16 protein-coding genes are annotated in these 19,664 nt (G+C 70.3%); 12 read left to right on the forward strand and 4 right to left on the reverse strand.

Going from position 1 to position 19,664, the window contains the following annotated elements; translation table 11 throughout:
* The first annotated feature begins 13 nt into the window (after window positions 1–13).
* The 7 genes from tal to OHT77_RS08375 all read left to right on the forward strand — a co-directional run bounded on the left by tal (window position 14) and on the right by OHT77_RS08375 (window position 8,382).
* Window positions 14–1,159 (forward strand): transaldolase, encoded by a 1,146-nt coding sequence (tal, locus tag OHT77_RS08345; protein ID WP_328827428.1) that lies wholly within the window; start codon window positions 14–16, stop codon window positions 1,157–1,159.
* The gene (zwf, locus tag OHT77_RS08350) at window positions 1,156–2,754 is read left to right on the forward strand and encodes a glucose-6-phosphate dehydrogenase (RefSeq protein ID WP_328827430.1); all 1,599 of its coding nucleotides are present in this window, start codon (window positions 1,156–1,158) and stop codon (window positions 2,752–2,754) included. The genes tal and zwf overlap by 4 nt, the downstream gene beginning before the upstream one ends.
* Window positions 2,751–3,686, forward strand: a complete 936-nt coding sequence (gene opcA / locus OHT77_RS08355) for a glucose-6-phosphate dehydrogenase assembly protein OpcA (RefSeq protein WP_328827431.1) — start codon at window positions 2,751–2,753, stop codon at window positions 3,684–3,686. The genes zwf and opcA overlap by 4 nt, the downstream gene beginning before the upstream one ends.
* A complete protein-coding gene (pgi, locus tag OHT77_RS08360) occupies window positions 3,679–5,346 on the forward strand; it encodes a glucose-6-phosphate isomerase (protein WP_328827432.1) in 1,668 nt (555 codons plus the stop codon). The genes opcA and pgi overlap by 8 nt, the downstream gene beginning before the upstream one ends.
* A 1-nt stretch (window position 5,347) precedes the next feature.
* Entirely contained in the window at window positions 5,348–6,223 is an 876-nt protein-coding gene (gene gnd, locus OHT77_RS08365; RefSeq protein WP_328827433.1) for a phosphogluconate dehydrogenase (NAD(+)-dependent, decarboxylating), read from the forward strand.
* 7 nt (window positions 6,224–6,230) lie between these two features.
* Window positions 6,231–6,818, forward strand: coding sequence for a histidine phosphatase family protein (locus OHT77_RS08370; RefSeq protein ID WP_328827434.1), 588 nt, complete (start codon window positions 6,231–6,233; stop codon window positions 6,816–6,818).
* Window positions 6,819–6,918: 100 nt separating this feature from the next.
* A complete protein-coding gene (locus tag OHT77_RS08375; RefSeq protein ID WP_328827435.1) occupies window positions 6,919–8,382 on the forward strand; it encodes a membrane-associated oxidoreductase in 1,464 nt (487 codons plus the stop codon).
* On the opposite strand, the gene OHT77_RS08380 is transcribed toward OHT77_RS08375, so the two are convergent.
* Window positions 8,369–10,210: a bifunctional sugar phosphate isomerase/epimerase/4-hydroxyphenylpyruvate dioxygenase family protein gene (locus tag OHT77_RS08380; RefSeq protein WP_328827436.1), complete on the reverse strand. Its 1,842-nt coding sequence runs from the start codon at window positions 10,208–10,210 to the stop codon at window positions 8,369–8,371. The genes OHT77_RS08375 and OHT77_RS08380 overlap by 14 nt on opposite strands.
* Before the next feature lie 82 nt (window positions 10,211–10,292).
* Window positions 10,293–11,264, reverse strand: a complete 972-nt coding sequence (locus tag OHT77_RS08385) for a shikimate dehydrogenase (RefSeq protein WP_328827437.1) — start codon at window positions 11,262–11,264, stop codon at window positions 10,293–10,295.
* 157 nt (window positions 11,265–11,421) lie between these two features.
* On the opposite strand from OHT77_RS08385, the gene OHT77_RS08390 reads away from it, so the two are divergent.
* Together OHT77_RS08390 and OHT77_RS08395 are read left to right on the forward strand one after the other, a co-directional pair.
* On the forward strand, window positions 11,422–12,087 hold the full coding sequence (locus OHT77_RS08390) for a TetR/AcrR family transcriptional regulator (RefSeq protein WP_266774203.1): 666 nt from the start codon (window positions 11,422–11,424) through the stop codon (window positions 12,085–12,087).
* 199 nt (window positions 12,088–12,286) lie between these two features.
* A complete protein-coding gene (locus tag OHT77_RS08395; protein WP_328827438.1) occupies window positions 12,287–13,627 on the forward strand; it encodes an MFS transporter in 1,341 nt (446 codons plus the stop codon).
* 73 nt (window positions 13,628–13,700) lie between these two features.
* Here the strand turns inward: OHT77_RS08395 and OHT77_RS08400 are convergent, their stop codons facing one another.
* Window positions 13,701–14,846 carry an FAD-dependent oxidoreductase gene (locus OHT77_RS08400; protein ID WP_328827440.1) on the reverse strand — a complete coding sequence of 382 codons (1,146 nt, stop codon included), beginning with the start codon at window positions 14,844–14,846 and terminating at the stop codon, window positions 13,701–13,703.
* 124 nt (window positions 14,847–14,970) lie between these two features.
* On the opposite strand from OHT77_RS08400, the gene OHT77_RS08405 reads away from it, so the two are divergent.
* Window positions 14,971–17,052 carry a glycoside hydrolase family 31 protein gene (locus tag OHT77_RS08405; protein ID WP_328827441.1) on the forward strand — a complete coding sequence of 694 codons (2,082 nt, stop codon included), beginning with the start codon at window positions 14,971–14,973 and terminating at the stop codon, window positions 17,050–17,052.
* A gap of 106 nt (window positions 17,053–17,158) precedes the next feature.
* Here the strand turns inward: OHT77_RS08405 and OHT77_RS08410 are convergent, their stop codons facing one another.
* A complete protein-coding gene (locus OHT77_RS08410; protein ID WP_328827442.1) occupies window positions 17,159–17,614 on the reverse strand; it encodes a PPOX class F420-dependent oxidoreductase in 456 nt (151 codons plus the stop codon).
* A gap of 85 nt (window positions 17,615–17,699) precedes the next feature.
* Here OHT77_RS08410 and OHT77_RS08415 point away from each other — a divergent pair, with 85 nt between their 5' ends.
* Window positions 17,700–18,293, forward strand: coding sequence for a TetR/AcrR family transcriptional regulator (locus tag OHT77_RS08415; RefSeq protein ID WP_328827443.1), 594 nt, complete (start codon window positions 17,700–17,702; stop codon window positions 18,291–18,293).
* A complete protein-coding gene (locus OHT77_RS08420; RefSeq protein ID WP_328827444.1) occupies window positions 18,290–19,648 on the forward strand; it encodes an MFS transporter in 1,359 nt (452 codons plus the stop codon). The genes OHT77_RS08415 and OHT77_RS08420 overlap by 4 nt, the downstream gene beginning before the upstream one ends.
* Window positions 19,649–19,664: the final 16 nt, after the last annotated feature.

The following is a 19,664-nucleotide window of genomic DNA, read 5'->3' on the forward strand; positions in this document are numbered from 1 at the left end:
CGCCAGAAAGAAGATGATCACAGTGACCGAAGTGACCGCGACCGCGGGAGCTCTCAAGCGCCTGTCCGACGAGGGCGTCTCCATCTGGCTGGACGACCTGTCGCGCAAGCGGATCGAGTCCGGCAACCTCGCCGAGCTCGTCGACACCAGGAACGTCGTCGGTGTCACCACCAACCCCTCGATCTTCCAGGCCGCCATCGGCTCCGGCGAGGGCTACGAGGAGCAGCTGGCCGACCTGGCCGTGCGCAAGGTGACGGTCGAAGAGGCCGTACGGATGATGACCACCGCCGACGTCCGCGCCGCCGCCGACATCCTGCGCCCGGTGTACGACGCGACCGGCGGCCGGGACGGCCGGGTCTCCATCGAGGTCGACCCGCGGCTCGCCCACCACACCGAGGCGACGATCGCCGAGGCCAAGCAGCTGGCCTGGCTCGTGGACCGTCCCAACGTGATGATCAAGATCCCGGCGACGCAGGCAGGTCTCCCGGCCATCACCGAGGTCATCGGCCGGGGCATCAGCGTCAACGTCACGCTGATCTTCTCCCTGGAGCGCTACCGCGAGGTCATGGACGCCTACCTGGCCGGCCTGGAGAAGGCCCGCGCGGCGGGCATCGACCTGGCGACCATCCACTCCGTGGCGTCCTTCTTCGTCTCCCGCGTCGACTCCGAGATCGACAAGCGCCTCACGGCGCTCGGCACGGACGACGCCCTCGCTCTCAAGGGCAAGGCCGCCCTCGCCAACGCGCGGCTCGCGTACCAGGCCTACGAGGAGGTCTTCTCCGGTGACCGCTGGACCGCTCTCGCGGGCGCGAAGGCCACCAAGCAGCGCCCCCTGTGGGCCTCGACCGGCGTGAAGGACCCGTCGTACAAGGACACCCTGTACGTCGACGAGCTGGTCGCGCCCGGCACGGTCAACACCATGCCGGAGGCGACGCTGAACGCCACCGCCGACCACGGTGACATCCACGGCGACACGGTGACCGGCGGCTACGCGCAGGCCCGCGCCGACCTGGACGCCGTGGAGCGGCTGGGCATTTCGTACGACGTCGTCGTCAAGCAGCTGGAGGACGAGGGCGTCGCCAAGTTCGAGGTGGCCTGGCAGGACCTGCTGGACGCCGTCGCGAAGTCGCTGAGCAGCAAGGGGGTCGACGGGGAATGAGCGAGGAACTTCCCACCACGAAACCGGCCGGGCACGACCTGACCGTCGAGGAGATCACCGACGCGCTGACCGCCGAGTGGGACAACCCGCTGCGGGACGAGCGCGACCGCCGGCTCCCCCGGATCGCGGGCCCGTCCGGGCTGGTCATCTTCGGTGTCACCGGTGACCTGTCCCGCAAGAAGCTGATGCCGGCCGTCTACGACCTGGCCAACCGCGGGATGCTGCCGCCGGGCTTCTCCCTCGTCGGGTTCGCCCGGCGCGACTGGGAGGACCAGGACTTCGCCCAGGTGGTCCACGACTCGGTGCGCGAGCACGCGCGGACCGAGTTCCGCGAGGAGGTCTGGCAGCAGCTCGCCGAGGGCATGCGGTTCATCCCCGGCGACTTCGACGACGACACCGCGTTCAAGCAACTGCGGGCGGCCGTCGACGAGTTGGACACCTCCCGCGGCACCAGCGGCAACTACGCGTTCTATCTCTCCGTACCGCCGAAGTTCTTCCCGAAGGTCGTCCAGCAGCTGAAGAAGCACGGGCTCGCGGACGCGCCGGAGGGTTCCTGGCGGCGTGCGGTCATCGAGAAGCCGTTCGGCCGCGACCTGAAGAGCGCACGTGAGCTGAACAAGATCGTGCACGAGGTGTTCGACCCGGACCAGGTGTTCCGCATCGACCACTACCTCGGCAAGGAGACCGTCCAGAACATCCTGGCGCTGCGCTTCGCCAACCAGATGTACGAGCCCATCTGGAACCGGTCCTACGTCGACCACATCCAGATCACGATGGCCGAGGACATCGGCATCGGCGGGCGCGCCGGGTACTACGACGGCATCGGTTCGGCCCGTGACGTCATCCAGAACCACCTGCTGCAGCTGATGGCGCTCACCGCCATGGAGGAGCCGATCGCCTTCGACGAGGAGGCGCTGCTCACCGAGAAGCTCAAGGTGCTGAAGTCGGTGCGGCTGCCGGAGAAGCTGGGCGAGCACACGGTGTTCGGGCAGTACGCGGAGGGCTGGCAGGGCGGCGAGAAGGTCGTCGGCTACCTCCAGGAGGACGGCATCGACCCGCAGTCGAAGACCGACACCTACGCGGCCGTCAAGCTGGAGGTCGACAACCGCCGCTGGGCGGGCATCCCGTTCTACCTGCGCACCGGCAAGCGGCTCGGCCGCCGTGTCACGGAGATCGCGGTCGTCTTCAAGCGCGCCCCGCACTCCCCCTTCGACTCCAGTGCCACCGAGGAGCTGGGCCAGAACGCGATCGTCATCCGCGTGCAGCCCGACGAGGGCATGACGGTCCGGTTCGGCTCGAAGGTGCCGGGCACGTCGATGGAGATCCGGGACGTGTCCATGGACTTCGCCTACGGCGAGTCGTTCACGGAGTCGAGCCCGGAGGCGTACGAGCGGCTCATCCTGGATGTGCTGCTCGGCGACGCCAACCTGTTCCCGCGCCACCAGGAAGTGGAAGAGTCCTGGAAGATCCTCGACCCGATCGAGGAGTACTGGGCACAGAACGGCAGGCCCGCGCAGTACTCCTCGGGCAGCTGGGGTCCCGAGGAGGCGGACGAGATGCTCGCACGAGACGGACGGAGCTGGCGCAGGCCATGAAGATCGACCTGAGCGACACCACGGCAAGCAAGATCAACAAGGCGCTGGTGCAGGGTCGCCGCGACATCGGCACCCCTGCCGTGGGCATGGTCCTGACGATGGTCATCGTCACGGACGAGGAGAACGCCTACGACTCGATCAAGGCGGCCGAGGAGGCCTCGCACGAGCACCCCTCGCGCACCCTGGTCGTCATCAAGCGGCACGCGCGCACCCCGCGCGACCGCACCAACTCGCACCTCGACGCCGAGGTCCGGGTGGGCGCCGACGCCGGCACCGGCGAGACGGTCGTGCTGCGGACCTACGGCGAGGTGTCCGACCACGCCGACTCCGTGGTGCTCCCGCTGCTGCTGCCGGACGCGCCGGTCGTCGTCTGGTGGCCCGGGGACGCCCCCGAGGTCCCGGCGAAGGACCCGCTGGGCGCCCTCGCGCAGCGCCGGATCACCGACCTGTACGCGGCGGCGGACCCGCTGGTGGCGCTGGACTCCCGGTCCCGTTCCTACGCGCCCGGCGACACGGACCTCGCCTGGACCCGGCTGACGCCGTGGCGCTCGATGCTGGCGGCGGCCCTCGACCAGGCCAAGTCCAAGATCACCTCGGGTGCCGTGGAGAGCGAGGCCGACAACCCGGCCGCCGAGCTGCTGGCCCGCTGGCTGGAGGCCCGCCTCAAGGTGAAGATCGACCGTGTGGTCACGGCGGGACCGGTCATCACGGCCGTCCGGCTGGGCACCGCGGCCGGCGAGGTCGTCATCGACCGCCCCGAGGGCCCGCTGGCCACGCTGACCCTGCCCGGTCAGCCCTCCCGCACCCTCGCGCTGAAGGTCCGCACCACCTCCGAACTGATCGCCGAGGAGCTGCGGCGCCTCGACGCCGACGAGATGTACGCCATCGCCCTCCGGGCCGAGGGCACCAAGGAGACCGCCCGTCATGCCTGACTCCCCCAAGCTCACCCGGCGGCCGGAGTGGGCCGCCCTGGAGGACCACCGCGCGGCCGAACTGAGCCCGCAGCTGCGTGAGTTGTTCGCCGCGGACCCGGAGCGCGCGGAGCGGTACGTCGTCACCGTCGGCGACCTGCGCATCGACTACTCCAAGCACCTGATCACGGACGAGACCCTCGCCCTGCTCCAGGAACTCGCCACCGCCACCGGTGTGTTCGACCTGCGCGACGCCATGTTCCGCGGCGACAAGATCAACGTCACCGAGGACCGCGCGGTCCTGCACACCGCCTTGCGCGCCCCGCGCGACGCGGTGGTCGAGGTCGACGGCGAGAACGTGGTGCCCCAGGTCCACGCCGTGCTCGACAAGATGGCCGCTTTCGCGGACCGCGTCCGTTCCGGCGAGTGGACCGGCCACACCGGCCGCAGGATCCGCAATGTCGTCAACATCGGCATCGGCGGCTCCGACCTCGGTCCCGCGATGGCGTACGAGGCGCTCCGCGCGTTCACGGACCGCTCGTTGACGGTCCGGTTCGTGTCGAACGTGGACGGCGCCGACCTGCACGAGGCCACCCGTGACCTCGACCCGGCGGAGACGCTGTTCATCATCGCCTCGAAGACGTTCACGACGATCGAGACGATCACCAACGCGACCTCCGCCCGGACGTGGCTCCTTGAGGGTCTCGGAGGGGACGACAAGGCGGTCGCGAAGCACTTCGTGGCGCTGTCGACGAACGCCGGGAAGGTGTCGGACTTCGGCATCGACACGGACAACATGTTCGAGTTCTGGGACTGGGTCGGCGGCCGCTACTCCTTCGACTCGGCCATCGGCCTCTCGCTGATGATCGCCATCGGCCCGGACCGCTTCCGCGAGATGCTCGACGGCTTCCACCTCGTCGACGAGCACTTCCGCACCGCGCCCGCCGAGTCCAACGCCCCTGTGCTGCTCGGCCTGTTGGGCGTCTGGTACGGCAACTTCCACGACGCCCAGTCGCACGCGGTGCTGCCGTACAGCCACTACCTCTCCAAGTTCACCGCCTACTTGCAGCAGCTGGACATGGAGTCGAACGGCAAGTCCGTGGACCGGGACGGGAATCCGGTGGAGTGGCAGACCGGCCCCGTGGTGTGGGGCACGCCCGGCACCAACGGCCAGCACGCCTACTACCAACTCATCCACCAGGGCACGAAGTTGATCCCGGCGGACTTCATCGGTTTCGTCAACCCGGTCGGTGAGCTGAGTGACGGGCTCAAGGCTCAGCACGACCTGCTGATGGCCAACTTCTTCGCCCAGACACAGGCGTTGGCCTTCGGCAAGACACCGGACGAGGTGCGCGCGGAGGGCGTGCCCGAGGAACTGGTGCCGCACAAGACGTTCAAGGGCAACCACCCCACGACGACGATCCTGGCCCGCGAGCTGACCCCGTCGGTCCTCGGGCAGTTGATCGCCCTCTACGAGCACAAGGTGTTCGTCCAGGGCGCGATCTGGAACATCGACTCCTTCGACCAGTGGGGCGTCGAGCTCGGCAAGGTCCTCGCCAAGCGCGTCGAACCCGCCCTCACCGAAGGCGCCGACGTCCCCGGGCTCGACCCCTCCACCGCCGCGCTCGTGGCCACGTACCGGACGCTCCGTAATTCCCAGGATTCTCAGGAAGTGAACTGACATGCAGCTCGGACTGATCGGCCTCGGCAAGATGGGCGGCAACATGCGCGAGCGCATCCGCCGCGCGGGCCACACCGTCATCGGCTACGACCGCAACCCCGACGTGACCGACGTGAAGAGCCTCGCCGAACTGGTCGACAAGCTCGAAGCACCGCGCACGGTCTGGGTGATGGTGCCGGCCGGTGCCGCGACCCAGTCGGTCGTCGACGAGCTGGGCGACCTGCTCCAGCCCGGTGACGTCATCGTGGACGGCGGCAACTCCCGCTGGACGGACGACGAGAAGCACGCCGAGGAGCTGGGCGCCAAGGGCATCGGCTTCGTCGACGCGGGCGTCTCAGGCGGCGTCTGGGGCCTGAAGAACGGCTACGCCCTGATGGTCGGCGGCGACGCCGAGAACATCGCCAAGGTCCAGCCGGTCTTCGACGCCCTCAAGCCCGAGGGCGAGTTCGGCTTCGTCCACGCGGGCAAGGTGGGTGCCGGACACTTCTCGAAGATGGTCCACAACGGCATCGAGTACGCCATGATGCAGGCCTACGCCGAGGGCTGGGAGCTGCTGGAGAAGGTCCACTCCGTCACCGACGTGCGCGAGGTCTTCCGCTCCTGGCAGGAGGGCACCGTCATCCGCTCGTGGCTGCTGGACCTCGCGGTCAACGCCCTTGACGGCGACGAGCACTTGGACAAGCTCAAGGGCTACGCGGAGGACTCCGGCGAGGGCCGCTGGACCGTCGAGGCGGCCATCGACAACGCCGTGCCGCTGCCCGCGATCACGGCCTCCCTGTTCGCGCGGTTCGCCTCGCGTCAGGACGACTCGCCACAGATGAAGATGGTCGCCGCGCTGCGCAACCAGTTCGGCGGTCACGCCGTCGAGTCCAAGTAGGCGCGCCGTGGGGGATCTTCTGCTGGTCCGCCACGGCGAGACGGAGTGGAGCGTGTCGGGCCAGCACACCAGCTGGACCGACCTGCCCCTCACCGAGCACGGCGAGGAACAGGCCAGGTCTCTCGCTCTGCTCCTCTCGGACCGGGCCTTCGCTCTCGCACTGACCAGCCCGCTCGGCCGCGCGATACGCACCGCCGAACTCGCGGGCATCACCGGGGCCGTACCCGACCCCGAGCTGCACGAGTGGGACTACGGCGCCTACGAGGGCGTCACCACCGTCGACATCCACCGCACCCGCCCCGACTGGTACCTGTGGACCGACGGGGTGCCGCCGGGTCCTGCGGGACACCCCGGCGAGTCCCCGGACGAGGTCGGCGCCCGCGCCGACCGGGTCCTGAAGCGGGTGGACGCCTCGCTGGGGGACGGTGACGTGATCCTCGTGGCCCACGCCCACTTCCTGCGGGTCCTCACCGCCCGGCGGCTGGGACTGCCCGCGGCGGACGGCCGCCTGTTCCAGCTGGCGACCGGCACGGTCAGCCGGCTGTCCACCGAGCACGACCGCCCGGTGATCGCGGAGTGGAACACCCGGCCGTAGCAACGGCGCAACTCCACGGCCCGGACCACACGTTGACGTGCGGTCCGGGCCGTCGCCGTCCCCTGTGCCCGCGCGCCCGCCCCGGCTAGAGTCCCGCCTGATGGAGATCAACGATCTGACACCGGCCGAGGAACAGGTGTGGCGGGCCTTCCCGTTGGGCGAGTCCGTGGACTTCCGCACGGCGGACGACGAGGACGTGGCCCTCGGCGCCGGCTGGGGTCCCGAACGGACCGTCCGCGCCCATGTGTTGCGGGCCCTGCTGCTCAACGGGCCGCAGGAAGCAGGGGAGATAGCGTCGCTGAGCCTGGCGGGCGCCCGGATCACCGGCAGGCTCGACCTGCAGTACGCGACGGTCGACCAGCCCGTCCGGCTGCGGTACTGCCACTTCGACGACGTGCCCCGCTTCTACGCCTCCCGACTGCGTGAACTCAACTTCGGCGACTCGGTGTTGCCCGGTCTCACCGCCCACGCGATGCGCGTCGACGGCGTGCTGCGGCTGACCCGGTCGCGGTTCCGCGGGGTGGTGCGGCTGGCCGGGGCGAAGATCGCCGGGAGCCTGTTCATGGAGGGCTCGGAGATCATCGCCCCGGACGCCGAGGAGCCGGTGCTCCAGCTCAACCAGGCCGCCGTGGGGGACGATCTGCGGGCTGCGGGGCTGCGCACCCGGGGGCAGATACGGCTCAGCGGCGCGAGCGTCGCCGGGTCGGTCAACTTCAACACGGTGGACTTCCGCAACCCCGGGGACTCCGCCGTCGACGCCGAAGTCCTCGCCGTGGAGGGCAACTTCCTGTTGCGGGAGGCCCGGGTGGAGGGCTGGGTCGGACTGCGCGGCGCACGCATCGCGGGCCGGCTCGACCTGTCGTACACGAGCCTGGCCAACCCCGGCGGTCCCGCACTGCTGGCTTCCAGCACCACCATGGGCGAACTCTGGCTGCGCGAGAGCCCGCCCGTCCAGGGCGGAGTCGTGCTGCGCAACGCCCAGATCGACGTCCTGCTCCTGGAGCCGGAGGTGCTGCCGGAGCAGGTCTTCCTGACCAGCCTCGCCTACACATCACTCATCCCGCACGAGACCGCCGAGCGCCGGCTGACCATGCTGGAACGCGACGGCGACGGCTATGTCCCGCACGCCTACGAGGAGTTGGCCGCCGCCTACCGCCGCGTCGGCGACGACCAGGCCGCCCGCCGGGTCCAACTCGCCAAGCAGCGCCGGGTCCGCGGCACCCGCCCCTGGTACGGCCGCGTGTGGGGCTACGTCCAGGACGCCACCGTCGGCTACGGCTTCCGCCCGCTGCGCGCCTGCGCCTGGCTGCTGTCGCTGCTGGCGATCGGCTCCCTCGCCTACGGCCTGCACCACCCGCACGCCCTCAAGGCGTCCGAGGCCCCGCACTTCAACCCGGTGTTCTACACGCTCGACCTGCTGCTGCCGGTGATCTCCTTCGGGCAGGAGGAGGCGTTCGCGCCGGAGGGCTGGTACCAGTACCTCGCCTACGGCCTGATCATCACCGGCTGGATCCTCGCCACGACGGTCGTCACCGGCGTGACCAGGACCGTCAGCCGCCAGTGAGTCGCTTCGCCGTGTGCTGGGCGGCGAGGCGCACCGGCGCGTTCTGGGCGCCGTAACCCCGGTAGCCCGGTTCACGCTGGACGAGTTCGAAGAAGACCCTGCCGACGGTCCGCGTGTAGCAGTGCCGGAACGCGCCGCCGGCGTCCCGGTCGTAGAGGATGCCGAGGTCCTGGTACGTCACCAACTCGCCCTCGGAAAAGTCGAATCGGGCCGCGAGGTCGTCGTAGTAGTTCGCGGGGATGCGCAGCAGCCGGCCACCGGAGTCACGGAAGCGGCGGGCCGCGGCGACCACGTCGTCGGTCGCGAGGGCGATGTGCTGGGCGTGGGCGCCGTCCTCGCCCGGGGCCGCGCCGACGCTCAGCGCGATCCGGACGCTGCCGTCGGGGGTGGTGACGGCACGGCTGCGCAACAGGCCGTAGGGGTCGGCGACGTCGACGCTCTCCTGTGCCTGGAGCCCGAGGACGCTGCGGTGGAAGAGAGTCGCCTCGTCGAAGTGGTGCCAGGGCTGGGTGAGGGCGAGGTGGTCGATGCGGTGGACGCCTGTGGCGGTGGGCAGTTGACCGGGGGTGGGGTCCTCGGCGCCGATCCCCTGCGGGAGTTGACCGGAGGTGTCGGCGAAGTCGGCGCGCCAGCCGGGGAGTTCGGGGGTGTCCGGTGCGCAGAAGAAGAGTTCCGTGCCGTCCGGTGCGGCCACGGCGTCGAGTCGGGCGTCCTCGGGGGTACGACGGCGGGGCAGGACCGGTGCGAGGAGGGCCTCGGCGCGGCGGGCGGCGCCCTCCGGGTCCGGTGACTCCAGGCCGATCGCGGCGAGGGCGGTGCCGTCCCTGCGCAGGGCGGGGCCGGTGTTGACCAGGATGCGGGCCTCGCCCTGCTGCCACAGGTCCACCGGTTTGCCGCGGTGGCGGGCCGTGCGGGTGAAGCCGAGGGCGGTGAGCAGGGCGGTGACGGGTTCCGCGTCGGGCGTGACGAGTTCGGCGAAGGCGATGCCCGTGGGGACGACCGGCGCGGGCGGCTCCGACAGGCCGACCGTCTCCTGCAGGACCAGCAAGGAGCGCTGCGCGTCGACCGCCGTCGGGCCCGCCTCCGCCTGCCGGAACACGTCGTTGAAGATCTCCAGCGAGAGCGGCCCGTCGTACCCGGTGCTCAGGACGTGCCGCACGAGTCCGGCGACGTCGAAGCCGCCCTGCCCCGGGAAGCAGCGGTAATGGCGGCTCCACTGCAGGACGTCCATCGCGAGCAGCGGGGCGTCGGCGAGCTGGAGGAAGAAGATCTTCTCGCCGGGGATGTCGGCGATGCCCTTCGGGTCGGACCCCCGGGACAGGATGTGGAAGCTGTCGAGACAGGTACCGAGCGCGGGATGCCCGGCCGCCTCGACAATCCGCCACGCGTGGTCGTACGTGCTGACGTGCCGCCCCCAGGCCAGCGCCTCGTACGCGACGCGGACCCCGAACTCCTGCGCGAGATCCGCGAGTTGGCTCAGCTGAGCGGCGGCGAGCGCGTCGTCGTCCTCGGCGAGCGGGGACACGCTGGAGCAGACGAGCACGGTGTCGGCACCGAGCCTGCGCATCACCTCGAACTTGTGCCGGGCCCGCCGCAGATTCCGCGCGAACTCGGCCTCGGGCACGGCCTCGATGTCCCGCATCGGCTGGTACAGCTCGATGGCCAGGCCGAGGTCGGCACACCGGGCGCGGATCTCCTCGGGCGGGAGCGGGCTGGCGAGGAGGTCGTTCTCGAAGATCTCGACGCCGTCGAATCCGGCCCGCGAGGCCGCGGTGAGCTTCTCGGTGAGGGAGCCGCTGAGGGAGACGGTGGCGATGGACGTACGCATCGGAGTACCTCGCTGAATCGGGGCGGGCACGGGTGGGGGGTTGTCGGGGGGGGCTCGGCTCTGATGTGGTGCGGGCGCGGCCCTACTTGGGCGCAGGCACCGCGCCGGCCAGGCCCGCGATATCCGCGAGCATCCGCGCGGTGTCGGGTTCCCGGCCGGTGAACAGACGGAACGCGTCCGCCGCCTGGAAGACCGCCATGCCGCCGCCGTCGAGGGTGGCGCAGCCCAACGCGCGAGCGGTGCGCAGGAGTTGGGTCTCCAGTGGCCGGTAGACCACCTCGGCGATCCACAGTCCGGGGTGCAACAGCCCCGCGGGGAACGGGAGTCCGGGGTGGGCGGCCATGCCGGTGGGTGTGGCGTGGACGACGCCGTCGGCGGCGGCGAGCAGTTCGGGGAGCCGGTCGGGGGTGGCGCCGGTCGCACGGTCCGGGCCGAAGTGGCGGTTCAGGGAGTCGGCGAGGGCCCTGGCGCGTTCGGGCAGCGCGTCCACGACGGTGACGCGCCCGGCGCCCAAGGTGAGCGTGGCATGCGCGACGGCCGCGCCCGCGCCGCCCGCGCCCAGCTGGACGACACGTTCCATGGGCGCGTCCGGCAGCCCGCGCGCGAAGGACGCGGCGAAGCCGGTGACATCCGTGTTGTGGCCGATCGCCCGGCCGTCCGCCTCGAAGACCACGGTGTTGACCGCACCCAACGCCTCGGCCTGCGGGGCGAGTCCGTCCAGGTGCTCGATGACGAGTTGCTTGCACGGGTGCGTGATGTTGAGCCCGTCGAAGCCCAAGTCGCGGGCGGCGCGCACCAGCTCGCCCACCGCCTCGGGGCCCGCACCGAGCACGTCGATGTCGATGAGCCGGTACACGTAGCGCAGCCCCTGCCGATCGGCCTCGCGTTCGTGCAGGGCCGGACTGAGGGAGGGCCCGATCCCGGAACCGATCAGCCCGACGAGATACGACCGCCCGGACCCGCCCGAGCCGTCGAACCCGGAGACGCCCGCGCCCGCCGACCCGAACCCGTCCCCGCCCTCGACCTCACACGAGTCCTTGAAGACATCGGCCACGGCGGCCCTCCTGACTGGCTCACTAATGTACGAACTAGTACGTTAGCTATATCAGCATCGACGCCCCACGGGAAGCCCCGGCGACCGACTCGGCGTCCCCCCGCGGGGACCCGGCTTCTACAATCACCGGCACTGGCCCCTCGCCCGAAGGAACCCGATGACCAGCGTCGAAGAACCGGCACGACCGAACGGGCGGATCCGCGACGCCGCCCGCACCAAGGCCGAGATCCTCGACGTGGCGACCGACGAGTTCGCCCGGGCCGGCTACGACGGCGCCCGCGTCGACGAGATCGCCGCCCGCACCCGCACCACCAAGCGGATGATCTACTACTACTTCGGCGGCAAGGAACAGCTCTTCACCGCCGTCCTGGAGCGCTCCTACGGTGTGATCCGCGAGGCCGAACGCGGCCTGGACGTCGAGCACCTGGACCCGGTCGCCGCCATCCGCCGGCTCGCCGAGCTGACCTTCGACCACCACGAGCAGCACCCGGACTTCATCCGCCTGGTGTCCATCGAGAACATCCACGGCGCCGAGCACATCGCCGCCTCCGAGAAGCTCGGCAAGATCGGCTCGCCCGCCCTCGACGTGATCCGCCGCATCCTGGAGGCGGGGCAGAAGTCCGGCCTGTTCACGGCCGACGTGGACGCCGTCGACCTGCACGCGATGATCAGTTCCTTCTGCTTCTTCCGGGTCGCCAACCGGCACACCTTCGGCGCCCTGTTCGGCCGCGACCTGGTGGCCCCGGCGCAGCGCGAGCACTACCGGACCATGCTGGGCGACATGGTGATCGCCTACCTCACGGCGGAGCGCGCGACCGACTGAAGTCGCCGTACGCCCCCTCTTGACACCCGGGAAACGTGAGCGCAACATCCCTACCCACCGAGACTAACTATCCAGTGGGTTAATTAGCCGCGACCCGGCGCCCCCGTCTCCCCACTCGCCGCTCACCGTGGCCTCACCCCGCACACTCCCCGTCTCCGCTCACTCCGCCCACGGTGGAGTTCCCCCGAAGGAGCAAGCCGTGTCCGTCCCCGCCAAAGCCGTCGGGCAGCCGAAAAAGGCGGCCACTGCCGCCTGGATCGGCAGCGCCTTGGAGTACTACGACTTCTTCATCTACGGCAGTGCCGCCGCCCTGATCTTCCCGAAGGTCTTCTTCGACGACTCGGACCCGGCGACCGCGACCCTGCTCTCGCTGGCGACCTTCGGTGTCGCCTACGCGGCCCGGCCGGTCGGCGCGCTGTTCCTCGGGCACTTCGGCGACCGGGTCGGCCGCAAGAAGATCATGATCTTCACGCTGCTACTGATGGGCCTGTCGACGTTCCTCATCGGCTGTCTGCCCTCCCGCGCCCAAGTCGGCGGTCTGGCACCGGTGTTGCTCGTGCTGTGCCGGGTCCTCCAGGGGATATCCGCGGCGGGCGAGCAGGCCAGTGCGAGTTCGATGACGTTGGAGCACGCGCCGCCGGACCGGCGTGGTTTCTTCACCAGTTTCACGCTGGGCGGCACCCAGGGCGGCCAGCTCATCGCGACGCTCGTGTTCCTCGCCGTGGCCCAACTCCCGGACAGCCAGCTGCTGTCGTGGGGTTGGCGCGTTCCGTTCTGGGCCAGCGTGCTGGTCGCGGTCGCGGGGTACCTCATCCGCCGTAACCTCCAGGAGACCCCGGCCTTCGCCGAGCAGGCCGCGACCGAGGGTGTCGTGAAGCTGCCGCTCGTGGTCCTGCTGCGCGAGCACTGGGCGGACGTCCTGCGGGTGATCGCGGGCGCGCTCATCGCCTCGGTCTCCACGATCTTCACGGTGTGGGCGCTCGCCTACGCGACCAGTGACTCCGTCGGCATGTCCCGCTCGTCGATGCTGTGGGTGGGCGCGCTCGCCAACCTCGTCGCCCTCGCCGCGATCCCCCTGTGGGCCACGCTGTCCGACCGCATCGGCAGGCGCCCGGTGTATCTGATCGGCGCGGTCGGCAGCGCGATCACGATGTTCCTCTACCTCTGGGCGATCTCGACCGGCTCCTACGCCCTCACCCTGGTCCTCGGCATCGTCGCCTTCGGCGTGGTCTACAGCGCCGCGAACGGCGTCTGGCCCTCCTTCTACGGCGAGATGTTCTCGACCCGGGTCCGGCTGTCGGGCATGGCGATCGGCACCCAGATCGGCTTCGCCGTGGCCGGGTTCGCGGTGACGTTCGCCGCGCAGATCGCGGGTCCTGACGGCACGGACTGGTCGTCGGTGGCGCTGTTCACTGCGGCCCTGTGCGTCCCGCCGGTGATCGCCGCGATCTCGGCGCGCGAGACCCACACGGTCCCGACGGAGCTGCTCGGCACCCGGTCGCCCCGCGAGGCGTCGCAGCCGGAGACGGTGACGGCCTGACCGTCGCTGCCCACCTTCCGCTCCCCCGGGCTCCGTTGACGACGCCGCCCGGGGGTTCCGGCTTCCGCCTCGATCAGACCGACTCCGAGCCGCGGTACGCGTACATGCCGGCGAGGAACTTCCGCCGCAGCGCCGGGACTTTGCTGGTCACGCTGAAGAAGCTGCGGGCGGCGAAGAGCGCGAGGCGGCCGGTGACGGAGCGGTAGAGGGGGTCGTCGCCGCTGGTGCCGTTGTTGTCGAGGGACTCGGCGACGCGGGTGAAGCCGTAGGGGATCATCTCGGCTTCGTAGGCGCCGATCGCGGTGAGCAGCGGCTTCGACTCCCTTGCCGCGCCGGTCGGTTCGCGGCAGAGGAGAGAGGCGTCGCGCAGTGCGGTGTTGGCGCCGACGCCCTGGCCCGGGGTCATGGTGTGGATGGCGTCGCCGAGCAGGGTGATGGTCGTGGTGGGCCAGGGGTCGACGGGGACCGAGGTGGCGATCCGCAGGGGGAACGCGGCGTCGGAGTCGGAGAGTTCGACGATCCGGCGCAGGTCGGGATGCCAGTTACGGGTCGACTCCAGGACGGTGTCGAGGAGTTGCCTGCCGCGCTGCCGGTGCGTGTCCTCGGGGAAGTGGTCGTGGGCGCTCCAGACCGACAAGTTGATGTAGTCGCGCGTGTTGTCGAACTGCAGGCCCGACCAGCTGTCCAACAGAGCTTTGTCGGCAGGGTTCTTGGGCCTGCCCTGCTCGTCCCACTTGAACTCCATGACGTGGAGCATGCCGATCATGCCCTTCGTCCCGAAGATCAGGGAGAGCCCGTTGAGCACCTCGTCCGACAGCAGGGCGCGGGTCTCCGGTGTGAGGGCGGTCTTGGTGGCGATGGCGGTGATGCCGGCGTCCTTGATCTCCGCGTGCGGCAGGAACTGGCGGCGCACGGCCGAGCGGGTGCCGTCCGCCGCGACCAGGACATCGCCGGTGGCGGTGGTGCGCAGCGACTGGGTGAGCACGTTGAAGTGGCGCGGGTCCCGGGCGCAGGTGGCGACGAAGGTGTCGAAGAGCTCGGGCGGCAGGCACTCCTTGAGGGCGCGGTTGCCGGTGGGGTCGATGCCGACGCGGTAGCCGTAGAGGCCGTCCCGGCGGGAGCCGTAGCGCTCGTACACGGCGACCGAGACACCGGCCTTCTTCAGTCCGTGCGCCAGGCACATCCCGCCGGTACCGCCGCCGATGATCAGACCGTGCACAGGGGGCGCGCCCGTTGACAGATGACGTTTCGCGCAAGAACATCGGCCGAAACGAGCAGAAAAGAACAGCGCTGTTGCACGGCAACCCCATGACTCTCCCGTCCCCCGCAGAAGGACATGAGTGGTGCGCATCTTTTCCCGTAAGTTCGGCTGCCTCCTCGCGACCGCCTTGACCCTGGCGTTCCTGCCGTCGACGGCCCACGGCACCCCGGCGAACACCCCGGTCCGCCCAACGGTCTCCGCCTCCCAGGCCGGGCTGTCGCTGAAGGTCCCGCCGTCGTCCGGCTCCCCCGGCTACTCCGTCACCGTGCCGACCCACGGCCAACTCGCCCTGACCACAACAAGATCGGGCCGCACGGTCCTCGCCACCGCCGCCGACTCCCTCCGTTTCAGGGCCGGTTCGGGCTCCGCCTGGCAGCACGCGACCACGCTCACCGGCTGGCGCTGGCACGCGGGCATCCTCACCCTGACGGCCGACACGACCCTCCCGGGCGCGAGCGTCGAGGCCCGCCTCACCCCCACCGCCGACCGTTACCAACTCGACTGGGACGTCAAGGGAGTCGACGCGGCGGAACTGAGCCTCGTCTACGGCCTCTCCGCCTCCGGTCACTGGTACGGCCACGGCGAGACCACCACCCCGTCCGGTGGCCCGTACACCGACCAGCCGTGGCCGCTGGACGCCGGGCAGGTCGAGCAGCCGGACTTCGGACCGGCGTCGTACCAGATGGTCGATCCCTTCTGGTACACGGAGAGTTCGGCCGGGCTGTACGTCGACACCGACGACACGATGGACGTCTCCCTCAACGCCGGCCAGGACGGCCTGGGCCGCTTCGGCGTCGACTCGGGCAGCACCTACCAGGCCACGGTGTTCGTCGAGTCGACACCGCGCGCGGTCTACGACGACTACATCGGCATCGTCGGCACACCGCGCCAGAGCGACGCGACATACGAGCAGTACGAGAAGCCGCTGTGGAACTCGTGGGCGCAGTTCTACACGAACGTGAGCCAGGAGAAACTTCTCGCCTACGCAACCGCCCTGCACGACAAGGGACTTGGCGGCCACACCGTCCAGCTCGACGACAAGTGGGAGTCCAACTACGGCAACATGACCTTCGACCCGAAGGCCTACCCCGACCCCAAGGCGATGTCCGCCCAAATCCACAGCCTGGGTTACGACTTCGGCCTCTGGGTCACCCTCTGGATCAACCTCGACTCCACCAACTACCAGTACGCGGCCGACCACGACTACCTCCTGCACGACGCGGCCGACCCGACGAAACCGTGCACGGTCACCTGGTGGAACGGCACCGCCGGCATCGTCGACCTCGGCAACCCTGCCGCCAAGGCCTGGTACCAGGGCAACCTGAAGACCCTGATGGACACGTACGGCGTCGACGGCCTGAAGTTCGACACCCGCTTCTTCGACGACCAGTGCGCCCCGCGCGCCGGGTACACCGGCTCCGACTACCAGCGCCTCGGCTCCCAACTCGCCGACTCCTACGACCTCCAGGGCGCCGGCATCCGCGTCCACTGGGGCAGCGCGGCGCACGAGGCCGGGTTCGTGGTCCGTCAGATAGACAAGGGCACCGACTGGAACTCGCTCCAGGCGTCCGTCTCCCAGAACCTCGCCCTGTCCACCATCGGCTACCCCTTCGTCGAGACCGACATGATCGGCGGCTCCCTGGGCCAACCCGCCCCGACGAAGGACGTGTTGGTGCGCTGGGCGCAGTCGTCGTCGTACATGCCGCTGATGTACGCGTCGACGTCCCCTGCGGGCACCACGGATGTGACGACCGGTCAGCAGGTGCCGTACGACGACCAGACGGTCGCCCTGTACCGCGAGGCGATCGCCCGGCACGAGCGGCTCGCGCCGTACATCTGGGACCAGGTGCGCCGCACGTTGAAGACCGGGGACCCGATCGTGCGGCCGCTGTTCTTCGACTTCCCGCAGGACGGGGCGAGTTACACGATCAGCGACGAATGGATGCTGGGCCCGGCGGTCCTCGCGGCGCCGAATCTGACCGCGTCGGCGTCACGGGACATCCATCTCCCGGCGGGCACGTGGTACGACGTCAACCGGGGTAGGACGGTCAGGGGCCCGGTGACACTGAAGTCCTACGCGACACCACTGACGGTGACACCGGCCTTCGTGAACCTGCGTGCGCAGGGTGCCACCAAGGCGCTCACCGCCCTGCGCCGCCAGTAGGGGTCTCCGCGTGCCCCGGCCGATTTCAGGGGCGGCCGGTGCACGCGGGCCCGGGGCCGGCTGTCATCGCCCGATCACACGGGCGCAAGGCGGTCGAGCGGTGCGCTCAACTCCGCTTGTCCGCCACCGGAATCCCGTACGCCCGCTCCACCCGCAGCCGCAGCACCAGCCGCCGGTCCCGCACCATCGCCTGGCGATAGTCGTCCCAGTCGGGATGCTCACCGAGGACGTCGCGGTAGAGGCGGATGAGTTCCTCGACCGTGTCGTCGTCCGGGTCGGCGGCGACCGGGGTGAGGTCGGCGGTGCCCTCGGCGACCGTGTAGGCCCAGCGGTCGGCGCTGGTCACGTGGTACGAGGCGCGCGGGTCACGGCGCAGGTTGCGGGTCTTGGCGCGGTCGTCGGTGATGGACACCCGGATGATCCGCTCGTCGGGGTAGTAGGCGTGGCTCACGTTCGACAGCTGGGGGCGGCCGTCGCTCTTGAGGGTCACCAGAACCCCGCCGTGGCCCTCGGAGAGCAGCCGGAGAAGTGCAGCGTCGTCTTGTGCCGTGTTCTCGGTCATGACTGTTCAACGGGCTCGGCGCATCCGCCATTCCCCGGCAGACAGGCGGTAGACACTGTCTACGACCACCTGGTAGACAGTGTCTATGCCTGATTCGGAAGCATCGGAAGCCGCAGGACTCCGCGACCGCCTCGTCGACGTCGGCGTCGACCTGGTCGCGAGGGAAGGCGCGCAGGCCCTCACCCTGCGTGAGATCGCCCGGCGGGCCGGGGTCTCGCACGGCGCGCCCCGCCGCCACTTCCCCACCCACCTGGAACTGCTGTCCGCCATCGCGCGGCGCGGTTTCGCCCAGCTGGGCGAGCGGGCGACGGAGAACCTGGCGGATGCCGGGGCGAGCCCGCGTGCGCAACTCACGGCACTGGGCCGCGTCTACCTGGACTTCGCGCTCGACAACCCCGGCATGTACGAGTTGATGTTCCGTCACGATGTGCTGGAGAGCGGGCACTTGGGGCTGCGGGACACCAGCCTGCCGTTGTTCGGGATCCTGGTGGAGCTGGTCGGCCGGGCCCGTCCCGACGTGGAAGCCCGCCCGGTCGCGGGCGCGCTGTGGGCGAACCTGCACGGCATCGCCCAGCTCTGGCGCTGGGGCAGCCTCCAACTCGCCACCGGCACCGACGACTTCACCCCCCTGCTGCGCTCGGCCCTCGACGCCCACCTCGGCCCGGAGGCCGCCGTATGACAGCGCACCGGCGGATCGTGCTGGCGAGCAGTGTGGCGGGGGCCGCGATCGTCGCGCTGGACGGGACCGTGCTCACCGTCGTACAGCCCACCTTGCAAAGGGAGTTGGGGGCTTCTCTCGCCCAGGTCCAGTGGACCAGCACCGCCTATCTCGTCGCCGTGGCGAGTGTGTTGGTGTCGGCCGGGCGGATCGGGGACCGGTACGGGCATCAACGGGTGTTCGGGGTCGGGATGCTCGGCTTCGGAGTCGCCTCGGCCGGGATCGGGCTGGCGCCCGGTGTGGGGTGGGTGATCGGACTCCGGGTCGTCCAGGGGGTGTTCGGGGCCCTGCTGCAACCGGCCACGCTCGGCATGCTGCGCGCCGCGTTCCCGCCCGACCGGCTGGGCATGCCGATCGCCGTACGGACCGGCGTGATCGGAGTGGCGGGCGCCGCCGGTCCTCTGGTGGGCGGGGCGTTGGTGGGCGCGGTGGGCTGGCGGGCCGTGTTCTTCCTCAACGTCGTACCTTCGCTGGTGTTCGGTTTGCTCGCCCTGATCGCGCGGGAGCCTCACCGGGAAAGGACGTCAGCGGTCCGGTTCGATCTGCTGGGTGCCCTGCTGCTCGCGCTCTCCCTCGCCTCGCTCGTCCAGGCGCTGGTGGATCTCCCCGGTTCGGCCGCCGGGTTGGCCCTGTCGGCACTGGCCGGTCTCGCCTTCGTACGGCATGAGCGTCGTACCGCGCATCCCCTCCTGCCGCCGGACGTCGTCGGCTCGGCGGCGATCCGCGGTGCGCTCGGGATGCTGCTCGCCGCGTCGGCCGCGTTCTCCGGGACGCTGTTCGTCGTCACCTATTTCCTTCAGGACACGATGGGACTCGGACCGTTCCAAAGCGCCCTCCGGGGGCTGCCGTTGGCCGCCGCCATGGTGCTCGCGGCCCCCGCGACCGCCGTGCTGCTGCGCCGGGCCGGGGCACGTCGTACGGCCGCCGCGGCGATGGTGGTCGTGGCCCTGGCCGTTCTCGTGCTGTCCCGGGCTTCCGGCACCTTCGCGGTATGCGCGGGTTTCGCCCTGCTCGGGGCCGGGTTCGGGGCGGTGATGGTGGCGGGGACCCACGTCGTGGTGCGGGAAGCGGAGGTGCGGTCGGCCGGGGTGGCGGGCGGGCTGAAGCAGACCGCGGTGAACGTGGGGCCGACGCTGGGGGTCGCGGCGGGAAGTGCGCTGATGGCCGGAAGCGGCCGGGAGTCGGCCCTCGTCATGCTCGCCGCGGTGGCTCTGACCGGCTCTCTCGCCTGTCTCGTGCTGCCCGGGCGGACAGTCGCGTCGCTCACACATCCCCCCGTTACAGGAGACCGCGCAGGTGTTCCTGCGGGACGATGAGTTCCGAGGTGTCCGG

This window comes from Streptomyces sp. NBC_00252 (assembly GCF_036187565.1).
Taxonomy (GTDB): Bacteria; Actinomycetota; Actinomycetes; order Streptomycetales; family Streptomycetaceae; genus Streptomyces.

What these genes read in the sequence shown, in the direction of transcription:
- OHT77_RS08390 (WP_266774203.1), top strand. Translation starts at nt 11,422, where the DNA reads ATGACCAGCGTCGAAGAACCGGCACGACCGAACGGGCGGATCCGCGAC.
- OHT77_RS08375 (WP_328827435.1), top strand. Translation starts at nt 6,919, where the DNA reads ATGGAGATCAACGATCTGACACCGGCCGAGGAACAGGTGTGGCGGGCC.
- OHT77_RS08380 (WP_328827436.1), bottom strand. Translation starts at nt 10,210, where the DNA reads ATGCGTACGTCCATCGCCACCGTCTCCCTCAGCGGCTCCCTCACCGAG.
- tal (WP_328827428.1), top strand. Translation starts at nt 14, where the DNA reads ATGATCACAGTGACCGAAGTGACCGCGACCGCGGGAGCTCTCAAGCGC.
- gnd (WP_328827433.1), top strand. Translation starts at nt 5,348, where the DNA reads ATGCAGCTCGGACTGATCGGCCTCGGCAAGATGGGCGGCAACATGCGC.
- OHT77_RS08410 (WP_328827442.1), bottom strand. Translation starts at nt 17,614, where the DNA reads ATGACCGAGAACACGGCACAAGACGACGCTGCACTTCTCCGGCTGCTC.
- opcA (WP_328827431.1), top strand. Translation starts at nt 2,751, where the DNA reads ATGAAGATCGACCTGAGCGACACCACGGCAAGCAAGATCAACAAGGCG.
- zwf (WP_328827430.1), top strand. Translation starts at nt 1,156, where the DNA reads ATGAGCGAGGAACTTCCCACCACGAAACCGGCCGGGCACGACCTGACC.
- OHT77_RS08415 (WP_328827443.1), top strand. Translation starts at nt 17,700, where the DNA reads ATGCCTGATTCGGAAGCATCGGAAGCCGCAGGACTCCGCGACCGCCTC.
- OHT77_RS08420 (WP_328827444.1), top strand. Translation starts at nt 18,290, where the DNA reads ATGACAGCGCACCGGCGGATCGTGCTGGCGAGCAGTGTGGCGGGGGCC.
- pgi (WP_328827432.1), top strand. Translation starts at nt 3,679, where the DNA reads ATGCCTGACTCCCCCAAGCTCACCCGGCGGCCGGAGTGGGCCGCCCTG.